Genomic DNA, 20,864 nt, shown 5'->3' on the forward strand with positions numbered 1-20,864 from the left:
TAAGCTAAAGAGGGTGACGTAGAATGAATAGAGCAAGTCTAAATACATCCTATAAAAAACCCATTGTAGGCGTACTAATTTCGCGGAGTAATGTAAGCAAACTAATGCGGCAAGAATTTCATTTAAAATATACTCACATGGCAAGAGCAAACAAGATTGCGGGGATAACCCTTTATTTTTTTTCTCCACGAGATATAAATTATGCTGATAAAACCATTGCTGGGCTATATTTCGATTATCAAGATGAAATGTGGAAACAAAAAAGCTTTTTATTTCCAAATATAGTGTATAACCGTGGTTATAGGGGTTCGTTAAACGTAACCAAGGCAATTAATACGTTTCAGACAAACGGAGTCCTGTTAATCAATACTCTTTCGGGGTTTAATAAATGGGATGTTTATCAATCTCTAGCTAAGAAAAAAGAATTGCAGCCTTTTTTACCAACCACTCGTTTTTTTAAGAAAGCTCAGGATATTACAACAAAAGATTTCGAAACATTCTTAAAAAAAAGAACGAAACTATATATCAAAGCAACAAGAGGATCCCGTGGAAGAAAAGTTGTAAGTATTGAAAAAAAACAAAATGGCTATGAATGTTCTTTTTTTATTAACACACTCACAATCATTCAAGTTAATAAAACGAGTGAAATTATAGACATTCTAAAAGAATTTTTTGGAGAATCAAATATTATTATTCAAGATGCAATTGATCTAGTAAAAATAGATAACCGAATTATTGACCTACGAGCTGAAGTACAGCGAAATGGAAAAGGAGAAATAGAAGTGGCAGCTATTCCGGTTCGTATAGGTCAACAGTTCTCCCCTATTTCTACCCATGGTGACAGTTTTCCCTTTAACGATTTCTTTAAAGTCATTCTCTCTAATTCAGAAAAAGAGATTAATATGATACGTAACAAAATAGAGGACATATTGGTACAATTATATACTTCTATTGAAGAAGAATATGGTCCATTCGGCGAAATTGAAATTGATCTCGGATTAGATAGAAATGGCCAATTATGGTTTATTGAGTGTAATGCATTCTCTGCAAAAAAATCATTTATAAAAGCATACGATGAAAAAACCATTACACGATCATTTTTGAACTTACTAGAGTATGCGAAGTTTATTTATTTTAAAGGGAATTAAGCTCTTCTATTAATTTTTGACTTTAATTATAACTATTATCTATTAGGTTACAGTCACCATATACTAATAATTATGGAGAGGTGTAAAATTTGATATGAATCCTAAATACATTGCTAATATCGAAAAAATAGGCAATTTAACAGAAGAAGAAAAAATTGCCTTAAAAAAAGTAACTGAAAAATATGTATTCCGAATAAATGACTATTATTTAAATTTAATCGACTGGACGGACCCTAATGATCCAATAAAAAGGTTAGTTATCCCATCAGAAAGTGAGTTAGATGAATACGGACGCTGGGACGCTTCCGATGAGGATACAAATTATGTTGCTAAAGGTTGTCAACATAAATACCAAACGACAGCCTTATTAATCTGTTCGGAAGTTTGTGGTGCCTATTGTAGGTATTGTTTCAGAAAACGTTTATTTAGATCAGATGTAAAGGAAGCGATGTCAGATGTTAGTGAAGGCATTGAATATATTGCCAACACTCCTGAGATCAATAATGTCTTGCTTACAGGTGGTGACCCATTAGTCTTAGCCACAAAGAAGCTTAGACTAATTATCGAACAGCTAAGGGCTATAGATCACGTAAAAATCATTCGTTTAGGGTCAAAAATCCCTGTTTTCAATCCAATGAGAATTTATGAAGATGAAAGCCTGCTTGAGTTAATTAAAGAATACTCAACTGAAGAACGAAGAATTTATATCATGGCTCATATCAATCACCCTAGAGAAATAACCGATGAAGCCAGAAAATGCTTTAAAGCTTTACACGACGCAGGAGCAATTATTGTAAACCAAACTCCTGTATTAAAAGGCATTAATGATGACCCGGTTGTGTTAGGAGAGTTATTAGATAAATTATCATGGGCAGGGGTAACTCCTTATTACTTCTTTATCAATCGCCCTGTTGCTGGAAATCGGTCTTTTGTTCTCTCCCTCAAAGAAGCATACGAAATTGTAGAAGAAGCTAAAGCGAGGACTTCAGGATTAGGGAAACGTGTTAGACTTTCCATGAGCCATACCTCTGGTAAAATTGAAATATTAGCAATTGAAGATGGAAAAGCGTATTTGAAATATCATCAATCAAGAGATAATGAATATGGGAAATTTATGGTATTAGATTGCCCAGATGATGCAAGTTGGTTCGATGATTTGCCTAATAATGAACAGTACTGGAAAAAGCCAAACAAGAAGGTCTCAAATGTCATCTCAGTTAATGAAATGCCCGATATGCCAACAGCTAAACAAAGAAGCAAACGTAATCAAGATAAAAATAAATAAACTTACTTTATGACATCTAGTCCCCTCCCTTGCTAGATGTCTTTTTTCTTTTAATAATTTCAAGAGTAATACCAATATAGTTGTTTTTTACATATGTGTGAACTTGATCAATTAAAAAAACGAGCCTAGAGGCTCGTTTCTGTCATCCCTTTGCGCTGGATGAAATTATGATCTGTCTGAATCCATTATATATTTAGCATATTCTAAACGGTTTAAGTAAGACTTTCTAACAATACTGTCTCCAAATGCCTTCCTTAAAGACGTTTTTCCTGAAGTAGCATTACATTCGATAAACCAGATTTTCCCTTTCTTATCTATACTAAAATCTATTCCCATTTCTCCAAAAGATCCGTAAGCTGATTCAATCGTTTTATATACTGTAAAAATAAACCGTTTTACCTTAGCTTCCATTTTCTCGCATTCTTCTTTTCTATAATGTAGTTGATCAGATAAAAATGTTGAAAATGGATAGTATATGGATTGCTTTGTATATGATACGGGGGATGATGTATCACCTAAACGAACAGCTGTTCCTATGATCTCTATTTCTCCTTTGCCATTTCTTTGGACTTCACAACGCATATCAGCAAGTCGACCAGATATCATATGTGAATCAATCGCATGCTGCATGATAATTTTTTGTTCTCCAAAAAAATCTGAGATTACCTCACATAAGTCATTAAATTGTTTTACTTTGTTAATGACTACATTATTTTGAAAAATATACCGATATTCATAGTCGTTACAAGAGCGCTGTACACGCATAATTTGTTTCCCTCTTCTACCGTCGGTTGTTTTCAAGTAGATCGTATCAGATGTTTGAAACATCGTTTTAAGGTTATTCGGTTTTTTGAATAACTTGGTATAAGGAAGGTGTTTTTTTAAATCTCCGTTATTAAAAATAATCCTGTAAACTTCCCACTTATCAAAATTACTACTAGCATTTATAAATTTGACACCTTGCCTTTGAAAAGCATCTCGTATTTTTATATATTTTGGTACATCAAGTCCTTTTGCCACTCTATTATAAAGCACATCTGGAAAAGGAAATTCTTTCTGCTCCCATTCTTTCTTATTATAATACATGCCCATTATCTTGTTCGTATGAAGGTTAACGTCAGAAGCTGAGAAAAAGTATATGGTTGTTTGAGCGACTTCATTTGCCTCTACAATCTCCTTGATTTTAAAAGACATTCTTTGGTTTTTCAACCTTGTTACATCACGATTTTTGCTAAAAATACCGATTACTGGAGTATTAGAAAGTTCCATGGATTACTCCCCTTTCTTATACCTCATAATCCGTTCATATTGTCTTTGATTACTAAGTTTCTTAAAATGAGAAACCATTGGAGAGCGATTCGCCTCAATAATCCAAATGTGATTTGTGTTATCTATTCCAATGTCGAAACCAAAAGCCCTATGATTAGGCATATATTGAGTTAAAACTTCAACTGCATCGATTGTAACCTGATCTATTTTCTTTAATATTTTTCGTTTTGTCTGTTTATTAATAGATAGCTGTTCCATTGCTTCTTTTACAGACAAGATAGTTCCGTTACTTCTTTCGTTATTTGTCACAATAAATCCACTTCCAGCAACTTTGACTGCTTTTCCAGTGACTTTCCATGGATCCTCTATTTTTTTTCGCTGAACCATGACTCGTAAATCAATAGGACACCCATTGATTTCTGCAAGGGCAATTCGATATTGGATCATATAGGATTGATTCCCTATTTTAGTTAATAAATATTCGTAAGTTTCATTTTTTCCTCTAATCAATGTTTTTTCCAATTCCGAGTGGATTTCATAGGTTTCGGAGTCCATTGATGAAACTTTAATAATCCCTTTTCCTCTCTGTCCTATAACCGGCTTTAATATTACATGACTATACTTACTTAGCATTTCCCATAAAGCTGATTGGGAAAAACCTATTGTTTCAGGTAAATGCGGAGCTAGTTTTTCAGATTCCTTTAATAACAAATATCTTACATACTTATTTTTTCCTATTTTAGCCATGATAACCACCTTCCCCTTGTACTATTTCTTAAAAGGAATTATTTCTTTGCTACATACCCTATACTTTGAAGATAACTTTCTAATAGGCTTAAAAACACGTTTATATCCTTGCACGTAATCTCTCCTATGTTAGCAATTCTGAATGTATCAAACTGATTCAGTTTACCTGGGTAAATGGTGAAATTTCTTCGATAAAAATAATCGTGCATGTCATTAAAGTCAAACTTACTGCATTCTGGTTCATAGATAGCAGTAATTAATTTTGAATGATGTTTTTTCGGTATCATAAAGCGAAGTCCTAATTTGGAAATTCCTTTTATTAAGGTATTCCAGGATTCAGAATATCGATTATACCTTTCTTTCATGCCCTCTTGTTTTAATTCAATAATAGCCTGTTTCAGTGCATAAAGTGTCTGGACAGGCGGTGTGAATCGCAATTGACTAGTTTTCGAAAAATAATCATATTGACTATACAAATGTAAATAGTAGTTCTTTTGATGGAGATCTTTGCTCAATTCTAACGAGTGTGTATTTGCTATAACGAAAGAAACTCCAGCCATTCCTTGAATATTCTTATTTGAACTTGCAGCCAAATAATGGATATTCATTTTAGTCATATCAATAGGGATAGCAGCAAATGAACTCATGGCATCAACAATCATTTCAAGGTCATACTTTTTACAGATAGATCCAATTGCTTCAATGTCATTGAGCAGGCCCGTAGTTGTTTCATGATGAACGACAGCAAGGTGGGTTATTTTTTTGTCACATTCTCGTATCACGGTTTCTAGCGCACCAAGGTCGATGCCATCATCTAAAGGGCTATGGTATATAACAGTATTTAACCCATAAACCTTTGCAATTTCACACATTCGCTTACCATATGCACCATTGTCGATAATCAAGACTGTATCGTTTGTATCGATAACCGAACTTAAGATGGATTCGACTGCAGCCGTTCCTGATCCACCAAATAAAATGGTTGAATACTGATTTTGATTAGCAACAATGGCAGTAAGTTCATTACTAATAAACTTCATTACATTTCCAAAATCAGCTTCACGTGGACAAATATCAGGTACGACTTGTGCCCATTTGACACTATCAGTTGTGGTTGCAGGACCTGGATTGAGTAATATATTACGTTTAACATGTTTCATAACATGGTCACCTCAAAATCAATAATGAAATATGAATCGTTGCATGTGTTGATGAATGTCAAAATGCGTATATAATGTAGAGTCTATATGGTGGAAACGGAACTATATTACTATATGTGCGAGTCATCAATTTGAATAGATACGTAACTAGTAATTTAAAAATTCAAATCATCACTCCAACATTAAGCTGCTAAAACGGATCATACTTCATCTTTGCCATAATAAAGGGTTAAGCATATTAATATAGAAGTAGTAAAGAAAATCGCAGGGTGAGGGGGAACACTGGTGATTGTTCGTGAAAAAATAAATAGCTACATTTTAGTGAAACAACATGACCATGCCTATATTTCAGGTCAACTAGCTGAAAATTGGAATGATGACATTTTTCAAAAATCTAAAAATAGAAACGACGTTATATACAGTGTCTATCAACATGATCGAGGCTGGATAGCCTTAGATCATACACCTTTTTGGAATGATTTAAGTAAGAAGCCATATTCGTTTATCGATTTCCCACTTGTACCTAAACTAGTGCACTATAAACATGGGATAGATGAAGTGGAAAGAGAAAATTCATACGCAGCCTTACTTTGTAGTCTTCATTTTTGTGCTTTATTAACTTCCAATGACAATGAATACCAATGGTTCTTGTCACACGAAGAAGATAGACAAAAAAAACTAAAAAACGATCTTAAAATTAATCCTGGATGGCACCAAAGTTTACTACATTCTCATTTTGATTTGCTTCAATTTTGTGATCACTTGTCTTTATATCTATGTATGAATAAGCCTGGTCAGCAGAAAAGTTATCAATTTAAAAATTCAGCCTTACTTCCATTTACGAAAGATATGGAACTTACTGCAAGTTGGATAAATACGGAACAACTGTCGATTGCCCCATTCCCTTTTAAAGATGATTTTGAGATTAAAATCAAATATAAAGAAATTTTCAAACAGGATGTTTCTAAAATAGGTTTAGTGAAAGCTTATCATGATGCAGATGACCAAGAATTTACATTTAGGATCATAAATAGTGAGAAGAAATAAAAAAGAAATAATCCCCTCCTTTTTCTATATATTCGGGGATTATTTCTTTTTGTATAAGTATACAATGAGTAACCGCTTGCAGTTCATTTCTTAAACGATTCTAGACAAGGTTTGCATATACAAGACCTGCCCTTAAATTCATTAGGGATCAATTCGAAAACTTCATGTGGGAAGTATTCGTTCGTACACCAACATGATTCTAAGCCACATTGATTGTCACTTTTACAAATCGGACACTTTTTGCTACAAATAAATTCATTATTCACAAAACAGACCAACCTTTCAGATCGGATAAATAAACTAGATCTGACCTATTTCTATCATACCTAATACATATATAGAAAAAAGACAGGAATAAATTCCTGCCTTATCTTCACATTAATTATGAAAATTCGTTCCATCCGTCGTCGCTTTAATAACGCCTGCACGAATCACAAAATCTCCAAAGTGTTCGCCTTCTTCACGTTCTTTTGCATAACGAGGAATAAGGACGTTTAATTCTTTTAAAATTTCCTCTTCTCCAATATTTTCACGATACATTTTGCTCAAACGACTACCATCAAAAGCTGCGCCAAGATACATATTGTACTTACCAGGCGCCTTACCGATAAATCCAATCTCAGCTAATGTAGGACGAGCACAGGAGTTTGGACAACCTGTCATGCGGATTGTAATTTCTTTACCTCGTAAGCCACTTTCATCAACGATCTCATCAATTTTATCAACAAGTTCAGGTAAATAGCGCTCTGCTTCCGCCATTGCCAATCCACATGTTGGAAGTGAAACACAGGCAAGTGAGCTACGGCGAATCGCAGAATAATGCTTACCGTCTGTTAAGCCATATTCTTCAATTAGTTCATTGATTTTTTTCTTTTTCTGACTTGAAACATTGGCAATAACTAAGTTTTGGTTAGCAGTAAGACGGAAATCCCCTTTATGAATTTTCGCGATTTCACGTAAACCTGTCATTAACTTATAATCTTCAAGATCCGTAATACGGCCACCTTGGACGAATAAAGTGAAATGCCAATTTCCTTTTCCTTTAACCCAGCCGTAACGATCTCCATTATGATCAAAGTGGAATGGCTTGGCTTCTTCTAGCTTCCAACCAAGACGCTCTTCCAACTCTTCTTTTACTGTATCTAAACCAAGGCGATCAACCGTATATTTGAATCGAGCATTTTTACGTTCCGAGCGGTTTCCGTAGTCACGTTGAATCATAATGATTTTTTCAGCAACATCATACACTTGTTCAGGTTTACAGAAACCAATTACTTTTGCTAGCTGAGGATATGTTTCTTTGTCACCATGTGACATTCCCATTCCTCCACCAATGGTAACGTTAAAACCAACTAGTTTGTCGTCTTCCACAATAGCAATGTATCCTAGATCTTGTGAGAAGATATCAACATCATTTGACGGTGGAACCGCTACTCCAATTTTAAACTTACGCGGCAAGTAAAGAGCACCATACATAGGTTCTACTTCTTCTACATCCGGAGTTCCAGCTACTTTTTCTTCATCAAGCCATAGCTCATGATAAGCTCTCGTACGTGGTAACAAATCGTCACTCAATTGCTTAGACCATTTAAACACTTCTTCATGAATCTCAGATTGGTCTGGATTTGGATTACACATAACGTTACGGTTAACATCTCCACATGCAGCAATCGTATCTAACATAGATGCATGAATATCTTGTATCGTTTGCTTCATGTTCCATTTTAAAATTCCGTGCATTTGAAACGCTTGACGTGTTGTTAACTTTAATGTGCCATTTCCGTATTTTTGAGCTAGCTCATCCATAACAAGCCATTGTTCTGGTGTAGATACCCCACCTGGAGTACGTACACGTAACATAAATTGATAAGCTGGTTCCAGTTTTTGTTTTTGTCTCTCATTACGAAGGTCGCGGTCATCTTGCAAGTAGCTTCCGTGGAACTTCATAAGACGATTGTCATCGTCAGAAATTCCTGAACTAATTCGATCTAACATCGTTTCTGCAAGTGTGCCTCGTAAATAATTACTTTCCTCTTTAATGCGTTCAACATCACTTGGAGGACCTTCTGGCGCTTTTAATACTAATTTATTGACCATCTATAAAACTCCTTCCACTAGCAAAATCAATATACATCTCGTTGATAACGTTTTTGTTGTTGCATATCAGAAAGGTAACTTTCTGCTTGTTCACGACTCATATTTCCTTCTTTTTCAATAATGGTAAGTAACGTTTCATGAACGTCATGAGCCATCTTTTTCTCATCGCCACAAACATAGAATGTAGCACCTTCTTGTATCCAATCAAATAGTTCACGACTATGTTCTAACATGCGATGTTGAACGTATACTTTTTCTTCCGTATCACGTGAAAACGCAACATCCATTTTTGTCAAAACACCATCTTTTAACCAGTTTTGCCACTCTGTTTGATACAAGAAATCTGTAACAAAGTGTTGATCACCAAAGAATACCCAAGATTTTCCTTCGGCTCCCGTTTCTTCACGCTCTTGCATGAATGAACGGAACGGCGCAATTCCTGTACCAGGTCCAACCATAATAATTGGTGTTTCTGGATTTTCTGGTAATTTAAAGCTTTCGTTATTTTGAATATAAATAGGAAGCGTATCACCAGGTTGTATTCGCTCGGCCGTTAAGATAGAGCATACACCATTTCTTTCGCGACCATGTGATTCATAACGTACAGCACCAATAGTTAAGTGAACTTCATCAGGATTAGCAGTTAAGCTACTCGAAATTGAATATAGACGGGATGGTAACTTTCGTAAGATCGATACTAGATCTTGTGCGGATCCGGTCCATGGTCCGAAATCTTGAACAAGATCAAGTAAGTCACGACCATTAATATATTCTTTTACTTTGTCACTATTTTGTAGAAGGTCTTGCACGTCTTTATTACTTAAAAATACTGCAGCTTGTTCAATGATTGCTTTAGTTAGCACAGTAATTTCAAAATTTAACGAAAGTGCTTCTTTTAAGGAGCGAACGTCTCCTTGCTTATTAATTTGCACGTTCTCATTAGAATCTAGTTTTAATTCTTTCAGTAACTTGTCTACTAGTTCAGGCTCATTTTCTGGATAGACACCGACACTATCTCCTGGTTTAAATGTTAATCCTGATCCTTCTAGTGACAACTCAAGATGGCGCGTTTCTTTGTTGGAACCACGTCCATTTAAGTTTAAATTCTCAAGAACTTCAGCTTTAAATGGGTTCGTTCTTGAATAAACTGATTCTGTAGATTCAGAAATTGCAGTTTGAACAACTGGTGTGGAAGCACTGCCTTGAGTTTGATTTAACCCAGCTAATACTCCTTCTATCCATTCTGCCGCAGGCTCATCAAAATCAAGATCGCAATCTACACGATCGTGAAGCCTTGTAGCTCCAAGCTCTTCCAATTTTTGATCAAATTCTTTACCTGTTTGACAGAAAAACTCGTAAGAACTATCTCCAAGTGATAATACAGAATATCGAAGGTCTGGTACCTTTGGCGCTCTTCTCCCATGAAGAAATTCATGGAATGAAATAGCATTATCAGGTGGTTCTCCTTCACCATGCGTACTGACGATAATCAGTAGGTTATGTAGCTTCTTTAAATTGTTTGGTTTAAAATCGTTCATAGATGATACGGTTACATCGAATCCACGGTCACTAAGCGTTTTTCCTGTGCTTTTTGCAAGACCTTGTGCATTTCCTGTTTGCGAACCGAAGAGAATGGTTACTTCTTTCGATATTGGTTGTTCGACAACCGGAGCTGCACCAGCTGTAACTGGCGATTGAGGTTGCTCAGTTGCTCCTGCCGCTGTAGCGACTTGAGAAGCAGCGAGATAACCTGTCAACCAGACTTTTTGAGACTCAGTTAATGTCGGCAGAAGGCGATTTAGGAGCTCTGCCTGCTCCTGACTAAACGGACTGTTCATTACCTGAAGTTGCAACACTATCCACCTCACAAAGAATCTTATAATATATAGATCATTTTAGTATGTGACTCTTTTCAACAATTTTTCCTATATAAAATGATTAATTCAATCGTATCTTTAGAATTCCTATAAGTCAAATTGGTTTTTATTATCTCAATCATAAAAAAAACTTATGATTGGAAAGCTAATGATTTATGAGGTGATTGCCGATGACAAATCTCACAAAAAAGAGTATCCATGAATCAGTCTTTACGAAAGAAAGACCAACCGAAGTATCGGTTGGTCAAGTCAAGTAATAGGCAAAAGTATGGTAACAGTTGTTCCTTTATTAATAATACTAGCAAAAGAGAGTGACCCATTATGTTCGTGAATAATTTTTCTTGATACCATTAGACCTAATCCCGTGCCTTTTTCCTTTGTTGTATAAAAGGGTTCACCTAAATGGGCTAGTCGTTCTTTTGAGATCCCTTTCCCTTCATCACAAATCACAATTTTAACGTTACCCTCTGATTTTTCAGCTGTGATGTAAATCTCTCCACCAGTAGTCATAACTTCCATAGCATTTTTAATAACATTGATTAGAACTTGTTTGATCTGATTGCTCTCACATTTAATTTCGGGTATATCAGAACCGAAATTGATCTGAAGTTGTAAATTGTGCATGATTGCTTGCGTATTTAAAAGCATGACTACCTCTTCAATGAGTACAAGTGGGTCATGTTTTTCAAGGGAATGAACTTCTGGTTTAGCTAGGTAAAGAAATTCATTTACGATTTCATTTATCCGCTCTACTTCGGACATCATAACATCAAAATAACGGTGATTTTCTTGAGCGGTTGCTTTTAAAAGTTGAATAAACCCCTTGATCCCTGTCAATGGATTTCGTATTTCATGAGCCACTCCTGCAGCTAATTGTCCTGCTACTGACAATTTCTCAGATTGGTTAATTAAATCCTCTACTTGCTTTCTGTATGTAATATCTCGAATCATAATTTGTGTCGCTGGTTCACCTTTATATGAAAGTGGCTGTTCAATCGTTTCAATGTTTAGAAATGATCCATCCGCCTGAAGTAACTTTTGTTGTTTCGTACTACCGACATCTATAGAAGTTTTTTGAGTTTCTCTATTAACGATTCCGAAATCTTCCCCTGGAAGAACAATGTCTGATAGCTTCTCTCCAACGGTACTTCTTCCAAAAAACTCTGCTGTTGCTGGGTTGGCATAGATTAATTCACCGTTTTTCTCAACCATAATTCCATCGGGTGATTTTTCAACGAGTTGACGGTATAGATTCTCTGAAGTTTCTAATTCAATATAATAAGCAAGGAATGAAGCCATTGATTGCAATAATACTATGTCTTTCTCTAAAAAAGAGTATTGTGTTGTAGCTATCGCACATAATGTCCCAAAAATACTACCATCCTTTAAAACAATAGGAACACCTAGAAAACTTTTAATGTTTAATCCTTCTGTCACTTCTAGCTTAGAGGCAACAGGATGTGTTGATGTATCATTAATAATAACAGGGTCCCGCCCTGCTTGTATAATAATGCTTCAGTAAGCGTCTAAAAAAGGCAAGCTAGTCCCCGCATCAAATAAATGCTCGTTTCGATGAAACGCGCTGAAGATAAGGCTAGTCTTTCGATTGTTACTCGCTACACAAAATGTGTTAACATCAATTTGCTTACTGATTACATCTAATATGTGATCAGATGCTTGTTCGATACTCGTATGAAATTGACTATTCACTCTTTACCACCTCCCCCTTAAGCGAACTTAACAAGGTTACCACGTTATTATACAGGAAATGGTGTTTGATTCATACCAATTAAGAAGAGACTGGGACAAAAGAGTTTTGGGTGATGAGAAATCCGACGCTACGATAGTTAATGCTTGTAATCGCTCCGGAAGTATACTTCGCTAAAATTGTGAACCGATCGTATTCTCAGTTAAACACCATAGTTTTGTCCCAGCCTCTTTCTTACTTATTTTTTATTTAAACAGTATCTGTTCTGGTATCGATATATACAACACCTTGTCTATCTAGTTGTGCATAAAAAACATCTTCAATTTTGGATACATTATTCATTTTTAAAACCGTTCTTACCCAGTCTAAATCTTTGCCAAGAAGCTCTAAACTTTTCGATAAAATTTTCCCATCAATGATAAAGGCTTGACCAACACCTCGGTCAGGTTGAACGTTGAATACATCTTTTTGCATAGCAGGCAAATAAGGAGCTTTTCTAAGTACACTAACTTGCCCATCCGTTTCCAATATAGCCGTTTCAACCTCATCAATATTAAACACATTCTTTTTTCGTAAGTTCGTTAACAAGCTATCAATTGTGAACCGAGATTTTTTTAATCCTTCTTCTAACACTTGCCCATCCTTCATTAAATATGTTGGTTCATCTTCTAGTATTTTTCTACCGCGCATACTTTTAATTGCGATAACACTTGTTACAAAAGTATAAAAACAAAATAGAAGCAAACCGACCATACTAATAAAGATTGGAACATCTTTCATAATCATGGAGCTAGCTACAATTGATCCAATTGTAATTCCAGCTACGTAATCAAAAAAGGTCATTTGCGCAATTAACTTCTTGTTTAAAAGTCGACATAAAATATATAAAATAACAAAGGCAACAGTTGTACGAATGGTTATTTCAATAACCGTCATACTTAATCCCCTCCTTAAGGATACCAACTAATAGTTGGTTTACCCTAGGGGATATGAATTATTCATCATGATCACTAATAGAAAAAGATTATTGATCACAAACGAAATCAACATATTGTCGCGCAAAATTATCAGCTGCTTTTTCATGAGGAATATTCCGGTAACGCTTTTTTTCATCGTACGTATTACCGTCTATCATACTGTCGATAAAGCGCTCATAATAGTACTCCCCTCGGTCAAAATAATCAAATAGTCTCTCTTTTTTATTTGATCCAGTCCCTCCCATCAATGCGTGAACGTAATGACCAACTTCATGTAAAAGAACAAAAGCAGCATATTCAAAACAGGTTGTTTCGTCTTTTTTCATATCAAGTACATATTCCTTATTTTGAAAACACTCTGTTACTGACAGCACATTGATATAAATAACAGGCTGAAACTCCCCAACATCATCAATCGCTAACTCACCTGGAAAGTTGATTGGTTCATCTGTAATATAACATGTCAAATCTGAGATGATCTCTTTATAAATAGAGGTTTGTAACCAAGTTACCGTAGAGCAAACTCCTTCAAGAGCATGGAGCGCATGTTTCTTGGAAATATTAAACTGTCTACGTAAAAAATCTTCATGTTCATAGATGAAATTTAGTGACTTCTTAACTTTCATACTGCACCCCCAAGCTTTGGTTGTATTACAGTAATCTAGATGAATAATGTTGGCATGATCCTTCTATACAACTTATGAACAGAGGAAGAGTTGGATGAGCACATTTTTACAAGAAAAAAGAGATCAGGTGTGTACCGATCTCTTAAGAAATGTATGTTCAATTAGTAGTAGGAAATTATGATTACATGTTTCTAACTATCATTTGAAGTTCTTTATAAGTATAGTTATGTATGATTCCGGGTTTATTCTTTAAATAGTCTATGATTTCAGCTTCGCCTAATTCTATATAGGTTCGTAATCCTCCAATTATCATACGCAGATATTCAAGAGAAGGTTTTATAAAATCAACGTTCAAGTCCCAAGAAGAGGTGAAAGTAAAGATTGGATGGCCATCTTCTGATCCTAAATACATAATCGTTCCGTACCAAGAATTTCTAACTGTTTTGTATCCTTTTGTTTCTATTTCTTTTAAATTAATATCCAATTCAATGCCGTTGTTTTCTTGCTTAACCACGTCCATAAATTGCCCTACAGTAATTAAATATTTTCTACTGTAAGTTTTATAGCGGTTGTCTTGATGTATACCGATGAACGCTACTCCTTGGTTTTGCCAACGCTTCGAGTTCATGGCGAAATACAATGGATATTCAAGTAAATGAGTTGCTTCTTTTAAAGGCAAAGAAGGATCTTGGCAACCGATCTCTTCTTTGTCAGAGCCTTCCGGTTTTCCTCCTTGAATGTAACATAAGAAGCGTTCTCGATTTAAATTAGAACCGTAACTCGCGTACCATACATATTGCGTAGTCATTCTTTTCCACATCCTTTTCTATTCACTAAATCAAATTTCGGGAAATGCAACAAGACCCACATTACAATATATGGGTCTTGTTACTAATTATTTTGGAATGTAGAAGAATTACTTCTTTTCTCTTACATCTCTACCCTCTGCGCCTACAGAGATTCCTGAATTCGTGGATGCATTTTGATCTTCCACACCTAATTTTGGCTTGTTTGCCCCACCAAGATAAGGAGTTTTATGCTTTTGTTGAATTTTTGCTATTTTATCATAATCTTGATTCATTATATACCCTCTTTTCTTAGTCAAAATGGTCATTCTATTAGGTAGGGTTTATTATTAGCGAATCATTTATACTTGCCGAATGTTTTAGTTATGCAGGAAAGATGCTACTTGAATTAAGTTTTTGGATAGCTGACAGTAAGACGTCTTCTTGCTGAACTAGTGAAATTCGGGTATACCCTTCTCCTTCAGATCCGAACGCAACACCAGGAATGGTCACTACACCTGTTTCGTCCATTAATTTATAGCTGAACTGAGTTGAACGATAAGGTGCGGGGATTTTCGCCCAAATGAACATAGAGGCGCTTGGACGGGCCACTTCCCAACCAATCGTATGAAGTCCATCTACGAGCGTATCTCGACGTCTTTTATATATCATTCTTAACTCTTCACTAAAAAGAGAAGTATCTGTTAAAGCTCGGACGGCTGCATATTGAATAGGCAAAAATACACCAAAGTCCAAGTTGGATTTTAAGCGTTTTAGACCTTCAATTACCATTTCATTTCCCACTACATAGCCAATCCGACAACCGGCCATATTAAAACTTTTAGAAAGAGAATTAAATTCTATTCCCACTTCTTTTGCTCCTTCAACAGATAAGAAGCTAATTGGTTTTTCTTCATAATATAATTCTGAATAGGCAAAATCATGTAGAACAATGATGTTATATTTCCGTGCGAAAGCAACCACCTTTTCAAAAAATGTTTTCGTTGCCATGGCAGGAACCGGATTGCCAGGATAGTTCAAAATCATCATTTTCGCTTTTTCTCGTATAGGCACAGGGATGGATTCTAAGTCAGGGAGAAATTGATTATGCTCATATACCGGCATAGAGTAAGGAACAGCCTCAGCTAACGAAATACCAGCAGCATAAGCGGTATACCCTGGATTAGGAACTAAAATGATATCACCAGGATTCGTAATAACAGATGGGAGATGCACTAGACCATCTTGTGAACCCATGACCATTAATGTTTCTTTTTCAGGAGAAATCGATACATGATATTGACGGCTATAATAAGTTGAAATGGCTTGATGTAATTCCGGAATTCCTGTAAGGGCATAGCGATATAAAGACGGGTCTTTTGATTTGTTAGCTAACTCGTCCATCACAAAGGAAGGTGGTGGTAAATCTGGACTGCCAATACTTAAGTCAATCATTTGATATCCTTGTTCCACTTTTTTACGTTTGTATGCAGCCAATTCATTAAAAATACTCGTTTGAAAAGCGTTCATTTTTTTTGAGAATAGTTCAGTCATTTTGAATCCCTCTTTTAATCAAATTACAATTATGTACCTTCTATTAGTAACATAGATTGGCAGTTTTTAAAATAATGTACAGGAAAAGTTTCGATTTGATTAATCGTATTAGATGAAAAGGGAGTTCAATATAACCTTGTTAGTCATGATTGAACTCCTTTTTATTTAGTTATAATACTTTCCGCTTCCCCTTTGTTTGTGTTTTGACTGCTTGTATTGTTGCGGCATGTAGTAGCTCGGTGGATGTTGTGGTGCGTATTGTTGCGGGGTATGATGGTGAACTGGTTGCTGATCGTCAAACATTTCTGATGCATGAGTTCCGTTTTTGGGATGTGGATGGGAATAATCCTGAGAAGGCCAATGTGTGATCTTTACTTTTTTATATTTGACAGGTTCATCTTGTACATAGGCACATACATTTCCTTTTGTTTTCTGAAGTTGATCATCTTTAATAATTCCGTTAATTCCCATGACAGAAGGAACGGTTATATGCGTATTTCCTTTGATATAAGACGGATTTTTTATGTGCTTATTTAATGACTGTAATACGTCGACTTGAACATTACAATGTTTTGCCACGTCATACAATGATTCTCCTTCATACGTAACATAAATCTTCATGTTTTGTCCCCCTGAGATTAGATTAGCAATATATGTGTATTCAACTACTTATTTTTTGCTATTCAAAACAAAAATCTTTCTCTTGAAAGAAACCTCTCAGTGACTCACTATTATTTTCTCCACGCATACGATAGCAATATATTTTTGAGATTACTAATGTTTTAGGAGGAGTCAAATTGTTGACACATATGAATAATATCTTTGGGATTCGAATCAATAACACATCTAATAACGCATCCATGAACTTAGGTAATGCCTTGCACAAGGGACATCAAGCAAATGTGAAAAGCAATGCAGGGTATGTTCAGCCCGGCGATGCGAACTTCTCACCTTTACAGTTTAATAATGCCAATTTAACAAATGATCCTGATGTAGCAGATCAAACACAAGCTCAAGTATAAAATTCGTTGTTAAATATTCCAAATGAAAGACAGAATATGGCTAAATCATTTTGGCAATTCTGTTTTTCGTTTGAGAATAAAATGATAATTACTTAGATGTAGACATTCACTCTATTTATTTTCATACATAAGATAAAAGTATTATTGGTATCTGTGACATCATTACGTTTGTAGCATACGAATAAAATAAAGAAAAGGATTAATAGGAGGAATCGAAGTTGACACATGTAAATAATATTTTCGGCATTCGAATTAACAGCGCCTCCAACAATGCATCTGTAAACTTTGGAAATGTACTGCACAAAGGTCATCAAGCGAATGTGAAAATGAATGTCGGTTATGCTCAAGCTGGGGATGCAAACTTCTCACCATTGCAGTTTAATAACGCTAATTTAGTGAATGACCCAGATGTAGCAGATCAAGCACAGGCTCAAGTTTAGAGAGGGTTGAACTATATGCAGATTAACATAAGGAATATACGTATTAATTCCATTAGCACAATTGGTTCGTTAAATATAGGCAAGACTGTTCTGGCGCAAAATCATGCATCAACTGCTCAGTTTCCGAAGCCATATTATGAAGAAAATGAGCTTGAATTGAATGATGAAAATGATGAGAATGGAAAATATCTTCCTTTTGTAGATGTTCCAATCATAGACGTACCTCCCGAAACAGAGTAAAAGGTAACTTGATCATGTAAGGAGAGGATAGCATGTATAATTGGTACCCCACCGTTCAATCGAATTCAGCGTATCAAGAACCTAGTCAGCCATTTCAATCACCATACAATAATACACAATATACAACCTATTATCCGCAGCAAGAAGCATACTATCATCAACCTCAATACCAGTATTATTCTAACTATCAGGCAGAACAACAACCAGTCTATCCATACTATTCATCTCAACATGAATCGTTTCCTGCGCAAATATCAGAAAACAATCAAGTGGACGAAGAAAAAGAGGATACTAAACAATTGGTTGAAGAAGAAGCTGAGAATCATCTAGAAGCAGAAGCTTTTGGTAAACCTACGGCGAAACAAAGCCCCTATCAATACAATGACTATTATTACTTACATCTTCTAAAGCAAGTATCGCAGCAAGTAAAAGACTTGCATGAGAAGCTTGAAAAAGTAGAAAAAGAGAAAGAGGAATTGAAAGAAAAAGTTGAGCAAATTAAACCAATTAATATTGAAAATATCAATTATAAAATCCAAGAATTAACGGTTGAAGAGCTATCTGGCAACTTAATGATCGGTATGACAGCATTAGGTGAATTAGATGATTTAAAAAAATTTCTTAATGAAGATGGGAAAATTCAATTCAATGATATTGATACAGAAAACTTTGAACAACAAATGGAAGATCTTGAATTTGGCAACGAAGGATAAGCCTATCCCTTTTAGTTCCTCGTCTTAAAATGTTTTATTATAATGAATCATCTCATAAAGCATTCTCGCTGCTTCTTGTTCCGTTTTTGGCAATGTTTCAGTTTCAAGCATCCTAAATAATCTGGCAATGACAGGTAAATGTAAATTTGCTTTTCTAATCCATGTTTCATCTACTAATAATTCAGGACCTCCAGTTGCCAGTATCTTCCCTTCCTTCATTAAGATGATCGTATCTGCCCATGAAGCAGCAAAATCAACATCATGTGTGGATAGTAAAATGGTTTTCCCCATGAAGTGTAAGCCTTGTAATAAGGCAGCTACTTCATCCCTACCTTGTGGGTCTAGATAGGACATCGGTTCATCTAAAACCACAATATCGGGCTTCATTGCTAAAATTCCGGCAATCGCCACTCTTTTTTTCTGACCATAGCTTAGATGAAACGGTGCTTTTGTTTTAAACTCTAACATTCCAACTGATCCTAAAGCAGCCCGGCAAACATCCTCAATCTCTTCTTTGGACATTCCTAAGTTACGTGGTCCAAACTCGACATCATCTAAAACAGTACCTGAAAACACTTGATCGTCGGGGTCTTGAAACACTAGTCCGACCTTCTGACGAATGGTTTTCGTACTTTTTTTCGTTAATGGACTACCCATAATCTTAACGCTGCCTTTTTGAGGGAGCTTTAACCCATTTAGATGGTGAAGCAAGGTTGATTTTCCAGCTCCGTTCGGTCCAAGTAAGGCTACTTTTGAACCGATAGGAATTTGTAGGGAAATATCCTCGAGTGCCTTTGTACCATCTTGGTAATCATACGTTACATGAGCCAATTCAATGGCATTCATATTGCACCTCCTAAATGAAACAATGAAGGAGAAGTGACAAGTATAAACAAGTCACTTCAATGAAAAATGGACTAAGAAAATTTCTTTCCTAACTTTCCTGCGTCGACCATTGATGCCAAAACATCTGCTATGATACGAGTAGCTAACAAAGCGGTTTTATCACTTATATCGTATGGTGGAGACACTTCAACAACCTCTAATCCACAAATTCCTTCTCTTGCTATTAAATCTAAGAACTTTAATCCTTCCCTCGGTGTGAATCCTCCAGGTTCAGGCCAACCTGTTCCTGGAACGAAACCTGCATCAAAACTATCAATATCGACACTTAAGTAAACAGCTTTCGCTCCTTTCCACGCTTTTTCAAGGGCAATTTCAGCTACTTTTTCAATTCCTAGACGTTCAATATCCATAATAGAAATGGCGGTCGTATTAAACTTCCGAACGTTTTGCACAGCTTCTCTCGGAACTTGCCAGCCACCAATTCCAACTTGAACGAGGTTTTCCGGTGGAGCATTAGGGATATTTGTTGCATGAAACCAAGGAGTCGTATGCATTCTTTCATCCATGTCTTTTTCTTGTAAGTCCAAATGACGATCCATGTGAATAATCCCAACCTTACCGTCAACATTCTCTGCAATCGCTCGAAGGCAAGGGTAGCCTATCGCGTGGTCCCCACCAAGCATGACCGGTAACGTTCCTTGAGCAAATACGTGGGAGACGGCCTTGAAAATCTGGTCAAAACTTTTTTCAATGTTAGCAATAGTAAACACATCACCCACATCACACATTTTAAGTGATTCGACTAAATCTACTCCTTTTTCATAACTATAACTCGTATAAAGTTTAGAGATACGCCTAATGGCTTCAGGGCCAAACCTTGCTCCTGCCCTATAGGTAGTACCTATATCAAAAGGAACACCCATAAAAGCTACATCATAGTCACCTACTTTACGTACATCTTCTAAAAAGGGCGTACGTAAGAAAGTCGGGATTCCAGCATACGCCGGTCTTGGTTCCCTTGTAAACGTTGATATGGTGCGATCTCCAATTGAAGGGGCCGCTTCTAATCCATACTTAAGGGACCTTTCCAAAATTCTTTTGTTCTCTACTTCGGGTATTTTTGCTTCCTTTTCTGCTTGTTCAAGGCCCAATAAGTCATATTGCCTATCACTTTCGAGCGCTTTTTTCTTTCGAAAGCTCAACCCATGATCGTCAAAGAAGCCCAATAAAAACCACCTCTATTCTCCATAATCTAGGATGCATGAAACATGCTGAAAGGAGTCGAAGTCCACCCCAACACATATATATTCAATAGGGAAAGCC

General features: G+C 35.9%; 23 protein-coding genes. 7 read left to right on the forward strand and 16 right to left on the reverse strand.

Translation table 11 applies throughout. The features are described from left to right. The first annotated feature begins 23 nt into the window (after positions 1 to 23). Both N0O92_RS13320 and N0O92_RS13325 read left to right on the forward strand, forming a co-directional pair. Complete coding sequence (locus N0O92_RS13320; RefSeq protein ID WP_315615155.1) at positions 24 to 1,148, forward strand: YheC/YheD family endospore coat-associated protein; 1,125 nt, start codon at positions 24 to 26, stop codon at positions 1,146 to 1,148. Between the two features lie 94 nt (positions 1,149 to 1,242). Further along, complete coding sequence (locus tag N0O92_RS13325) at positions 1,243 to 2,433, forward strand: KamA family radical SAM protein (protein ID WP_315615156.1); 1,191 nt, start codon at positions 1,243 to 1,245, stop codon at positions 2,431 to 2,433. Between the two features lie 165 nt (positions 2,434 to 2,598). On the opposite strand, the gene N0O92_RS13330 is transcribed toward N0O92_RS13325, so the two are convergent. The 3 genes from N0O92_RS13330 to N0O92_RS13340 are packed head-to-tail and all read right to left on the reverse strand — an operon-like array spanning position 2,599 to position 5,609. Further along, positions 2,599 to 3,702 carry a YheC/YheD family endospore coat-associated protein gene (locus tag N0O92_RS13330; protein WP_315615157.1) on the reverse strand — a complete coding sequence of 368 codons (1,104 nt, stop codon included), beginning with the start codon at positions 3,700 to 3,702 and terminating at the stop codon, positions 2,599 to 2,601. Between the two features lie 3 nt (positions 3,703 to 3,705). Continuing rightward, positions 3,706 to 4,449 (reverse strand): YheC/YheD family protein, encoded by a 744-nt coding sequence (locus N0O92_RS13335; RefSeq protein WP_315615158.1) that lies wholly within the window; start codon positions 4,447 to 4,449, stop codon positions 3,706 to 3,708. Positions 4,450 to 4,487: 38 nt separating this feature from the next. After that, positions 4,488 to 5,609, reverse strand: a complete 1,122-nt coding sequence (locus N0O92_RS13340) for a 2-aminoethylphosphonate aminotransferase (RefSeq protein ID WP_315615159.1) — start codon at positions 5,607 to 5,609, stop codon at positions 4,488 to 4,490. A 285-nt stretch (positions 5,610 to 5,894) separates the two neighbouring features. On the opposite strand from N0O92_RS13340, the gene N0O92_RS13345 reads away from it, so the two are divergent. Further along, positions 5,895 to 6,656, forward strand: coding sequence for a DUF3891 family protein (locus N0O92_RS13345; protein WP_315615160.1), 762 nt, complete (start codon positions 5,895 to 5,897; stop codon positions 6,654 to 6,656). 83 nt (positions 6,657 to 6,739) lie between these two features. Here the strand turns inward: N0O92_RS13345 and N0O92_RS13350 are convergent, their stop codons facing one another. From N0O92_RS13350 to N0O92_RS13400, 11 genes are all read right to left on the reverse strand, one after another. Beyond that, positions 6,740 to 6,922: a cysteine-rich CWC family protein gene (locus N0O92_RS13350; protein ID WP_315615161.1), complete on the reverse strand. Its 183-nt coding sequence runs from the start codon at positions 6,920 to 6,922 to the stop codon at positions 6,740 to 6,742. Positions 6,923 to 7,034: 112 nt separating this feature from the next. Beyond that, positions 7,035 to 8,753 carry an assimilatory sulfite reductase (NADPH) hemoprotein subunit gene (gene cysI, locus N0O92_RS13355; RefSeq protein ID WP_315615162.1) on the reverse strand — a complete coding sequence of 573 codons (1,719 nt, stop codon included), beginning with the start codon at positions 8,751 to 8,753 and terminating at the stop codon, positions 7,035 to 7,037. 26 nt (positions 8,754 to 8,779) lie between these two features. After that, positions 8,780 to 10,606, reverse strand: coding sequence for an assimilatory sulfite reductase (NADPH) flavoprotein subunit (locus N0O92_RS13360; protein ID WP_315615163.1), 1,827 nt, complete (start codon positions 10,604 to 10,606; stop codon positions 8,780 to 8,782). Between the two features lie 273 nt (positions 10,607 to 10,879). Next, complete coding sequence (locus N0O92_RS13365) at positions 10,880 to 12,142, reverse strand: ATP-binding protein (protein ID WP_315615239.1); 1,263 nt, start codon at positions 12,140 to 12,142, stop codon at positions 10,880 to 10,882. Between the two features lie 3 nt (positions 12,143 to 12,145). Beyond that, on the reverse strand, positions 12,146 to 12,340 hold the full coding sequence (locus N0O92_RS13370; protein WP_315615164.1) for a hypothetical protein: 195 nt from the start codon (positions 12,338 to 12,340) through the stop codon (positions 12,146 to 12,148). Positions 12,341 to 12,587: 247 nt separating this feature from the next. Beyond that, positions 12,588 to 13,274, reverse strand: a complete 687-nt coding sequence (locus N0O92_RS13375; RefSeq protein WP_315615165.1) for a DUF421 domain-containing protein — start codon at positions 13,272 to 13,274, stop codon at positions 12,588 to 12,590. Positions 13,275 to 13,362: 88 nt separating this feature from the next. Then, positions 13,363 to 13,941: a hypothetical protein gene (locus tag N0O92_RS13380; protein WP_315615166.1), complete on the reverse strand. Its 579-nt coding sequence runs from the start codon at positions 13,939 to 13,941 to the stop codon at positions 13,363 to 13,365. Between the two features lie 181 nt (positions 13,942 to 14,122). Continuing rightward, the gene (locus N0O92_RS13385; protein ID WP_315615167.1) at positions 14,123 to 14,749 is read right to left on the reverse strand and encodes a hypothetical protein; all 627 of its coding nucleotides are present in this window, start codon (positions 14,747 to 14,749) and stop codon (positions 14,123 to 14,125) included. A gap of 108 nt (positions 14,750 to 14,857) precedes the next feature. After that, a complete protein-coding gene (locus N0O92_RS13390) occupies positions 14,858 to 15,022 on the reverse strand; it encodes a hypothetical protein (RefSeq protein ID WP_315615168.1) in 165 nt (54 codons plus the stop codon). Positions 15,023 to 15,110: 88 nt separating this feature from the next. Continuing rightward, on the reverse strand, positions 15,111 to 16,280 hold the full coding sequence (locus N0O92_RS13395) for an LL-diaminopimelate aminotransferase (RefSeq protein WP_315615169.1): 1,170 nt from the start codon (positions 16,278 to 16,280) through the stop codon (positions 15,111 to 15,113). A 165-nt stretch (positions 16,281 to 16,445) separates the two neighbouring features. Next, positions 16,446 to 16,901: a LysM peptidoglycan-binding domain-containing protein gene (locus N0O92_RS13400; RefSeq protein WP_315615170.1), complete on the reverse strand. Its 456-nt coding sequence runs from the start codon at positions 16,899 to 16,901 to the stop codon at positions 16,446 to 16,448. A 176-nt stretch (positions 16,902 to 17,077) separates the two neighbouring features. On the opposite strand from N0O92_RS13400, the gene N0O92_RS13405 reads away from it, so the two are divergent. The 4 genes from N0O92_RS13405 to gerPC all read left to right on the forward strand — a co-directional run bounded on the left by N0O92_RS13405 (position 17,078) and on the right by gerPC (position 18,695). Next, complete coding sequence (locus N0O92_RS13405; RefSeq protein ID WP_315615171.1) at positions 17,078 to 17,302, forward strand: spore germination protein; 225 nt, start codon at positions 17,078 to 17,080, stop codon at positions 17,300 to 17,302. Between the two features lie 218 nt (positions 17,303 to 17,520). Beyond that, positions 17,521 to 17,742 carry a spore germination protein gene (locus tag N0O92_RS13410; RefSeq protein WP_315615172.1) on the forward strand — a complete coding sequence of 74 codons (222 nt, stop codon included), beginning with the start codon at positions 17,521 to 17,523 and terminating at the stop codon, positions 17,740 to 17,742. 15 nt (positions 17,743 to 17,757) lie between these two features. After that, positions 17,758 to 17,982: a hypothetical protein gene (locus N0O92_RS13415; RefSeq protein WP_315615173.1), complete on the forward strand. Its 225-nt coding sequence runs from the start codon at positions 17,758 to 17,760 to the stop codon at positions 17,980 to 17,982. Positions 17,983 to 18,014: 32 nt separating this feature from the next. Continuing rightward, on the forward strand, positions 18,015 to 18,695 hold the full coding sequence (gene gerPC, locus N0O92_RS13420) for a spore germination protein GerPC (protein WP_315615174.1): 681 nt from the start codon (positions 18,015 to 18,017) through the stop codon (positions 18,693 to 18,695). 24 nt (positions 18,696 to 18,719) lie between these two features. Here gerPC and N0O92_RS13425 read toward each other — a convergent pair whose 3' ends face one another. Together N0O92_RS13425 and N0O92_RS13430 are read right to left on the reverse strand one after the other, a co-directional pair. Next, on the reverse strand, positions 18,720 to 19,541 hold the full coding sequence (locus N0O92_RS13425; RefSeq protein WP_315615175.1) for an ATP-binding cassette domain-containing protein: 822 nt from the start codon (positions 19,539 to 19,541) through the stop codon (positions 18,720 to 18,722). Positions 19,542 to 19,612: 71 nt separating this feature from the next. Beyond that, entirely contained in the window at positions 19,613 to 20,767 is a 1,155-nt protein-coding gene (locus tag N0O92_RS13430; RefSeq protein WP_315615176.1) for an agmatinase family protein, read from the reverse strand. Positions 20,768 to 20,864: the final 97 nt, after the last annotated feature.

The organism is Alkalihalobacillus sp. MEB130 (assembly GCF_032335535.1).
In the GTDB taxonomy this organism is placed as follows: domain Bacteria; phylum Bacillota; class Bacilli; order Bacillales; family Bacillaceae_D; genus Halalkalibacter.

Bases quoted from the DNA above. Each gene is read 5' to 3' on its own strand.
- N0O92_RS13320 (WP_315615155.1), top strand. From the start codon at position 24: ATGAATAGAGCAAGTCTAAATACATCCTATAAAAAACCCATTGTAGGC.
- N0O92_RS13325 (WP_315615156.1), top strand. From the start codon at position 1,243: ATGAATCCTAAATACATTGCTAATATCGAAAAAATAGGCAATTTAACA.
- N0O92_RS13330 (WP_315615157.1), bottom strand. From the start codon at position 3,702: ATGGAACTTTCTAATACTCCAGTAATCGGTATTTTTAGCAAAAATCGT.
- N0O92_RS13335 (WP_315615158.1), bottom strand. From the start codon at position 4,449: ATGGCTAAAATAGGAAAAAATAAGTATGTAAGATATTTGTTATTAAAG.
- N0O92_RS13340 (WP_315615159.1), bottom strand. From the start codon at position 5,609: ATGAAACATGTTAAACGTAATATATTACTCAATCCAGGTCCTGCAACC.
- cysI (WP_315615162.1), bottom strand. From the start codon at position 8,753: ATGGTCAATAAATTAGTATTAAAAGCGCCAGAAGGTCCTCCAAGTGAT.
- N0O92_RS13375 (WP_315615165.1), bottom strand. From the start codon at position 13,274: ATGACGGTTATTGAAATAACCATTCGTACAACTGTTGCCTTTGTTATT.
- N0O92_RS13380 (WP_315615166.1), bottom strand. From the start codon at position 13,941: ATGAAAGTTAAGAAGTCACTAAATTTCATCTATGAACATGAAGATTTT.
- N0O92_RS13385 (WP_315615167.1), bottom strand. From the start codon at position 14,749: ATGACTACGCAATATGTATGGTACGCGAGTTACGGTTCTAATTTAAAT.
- N0O92_RS13390 (WP_315615168.1), bottom strand. From the start codon at position 15,022: ATGAATCAAGATTATGATAAAATAGCAAAAATTCAACAAAAGCATAAA.
- N0O92_RS13395 (WP_315615169.1), bottom strand. From the start codon at position 16,280: ATGACTGAACTATTCTCAAAAAAAATGAACGCTTTTCAAACGAGTATT.
- N0O92_RS13400 (WP_315615170.1), bottom strand. From the start codon at position 16,901: ATGAAGATTTATGTTACGTATGAAGGAGAATCATTGTATGACGTGGCA.
- N0O92_RS13415 (WP_315615173.1), top strand. From the start codon at position 17,758: ATGCAGATTAACATAAGGAATATACGTATTAATTCCATTAGCACAATT.
- gerPC (WP_315615174.1), top strand. From the start codon at position 18,015: ATGTATAATTGGTACCCCACCGTTCAATCGAATTCAGCGTATCAAGAA.
- N0O92_RS13425 (WP_315615175.1), bottom strand. From the start codon at position 19,541: ATGAATGCCATTGAATTGGCTCATGTAACGTATGATTACCAAGATGGT.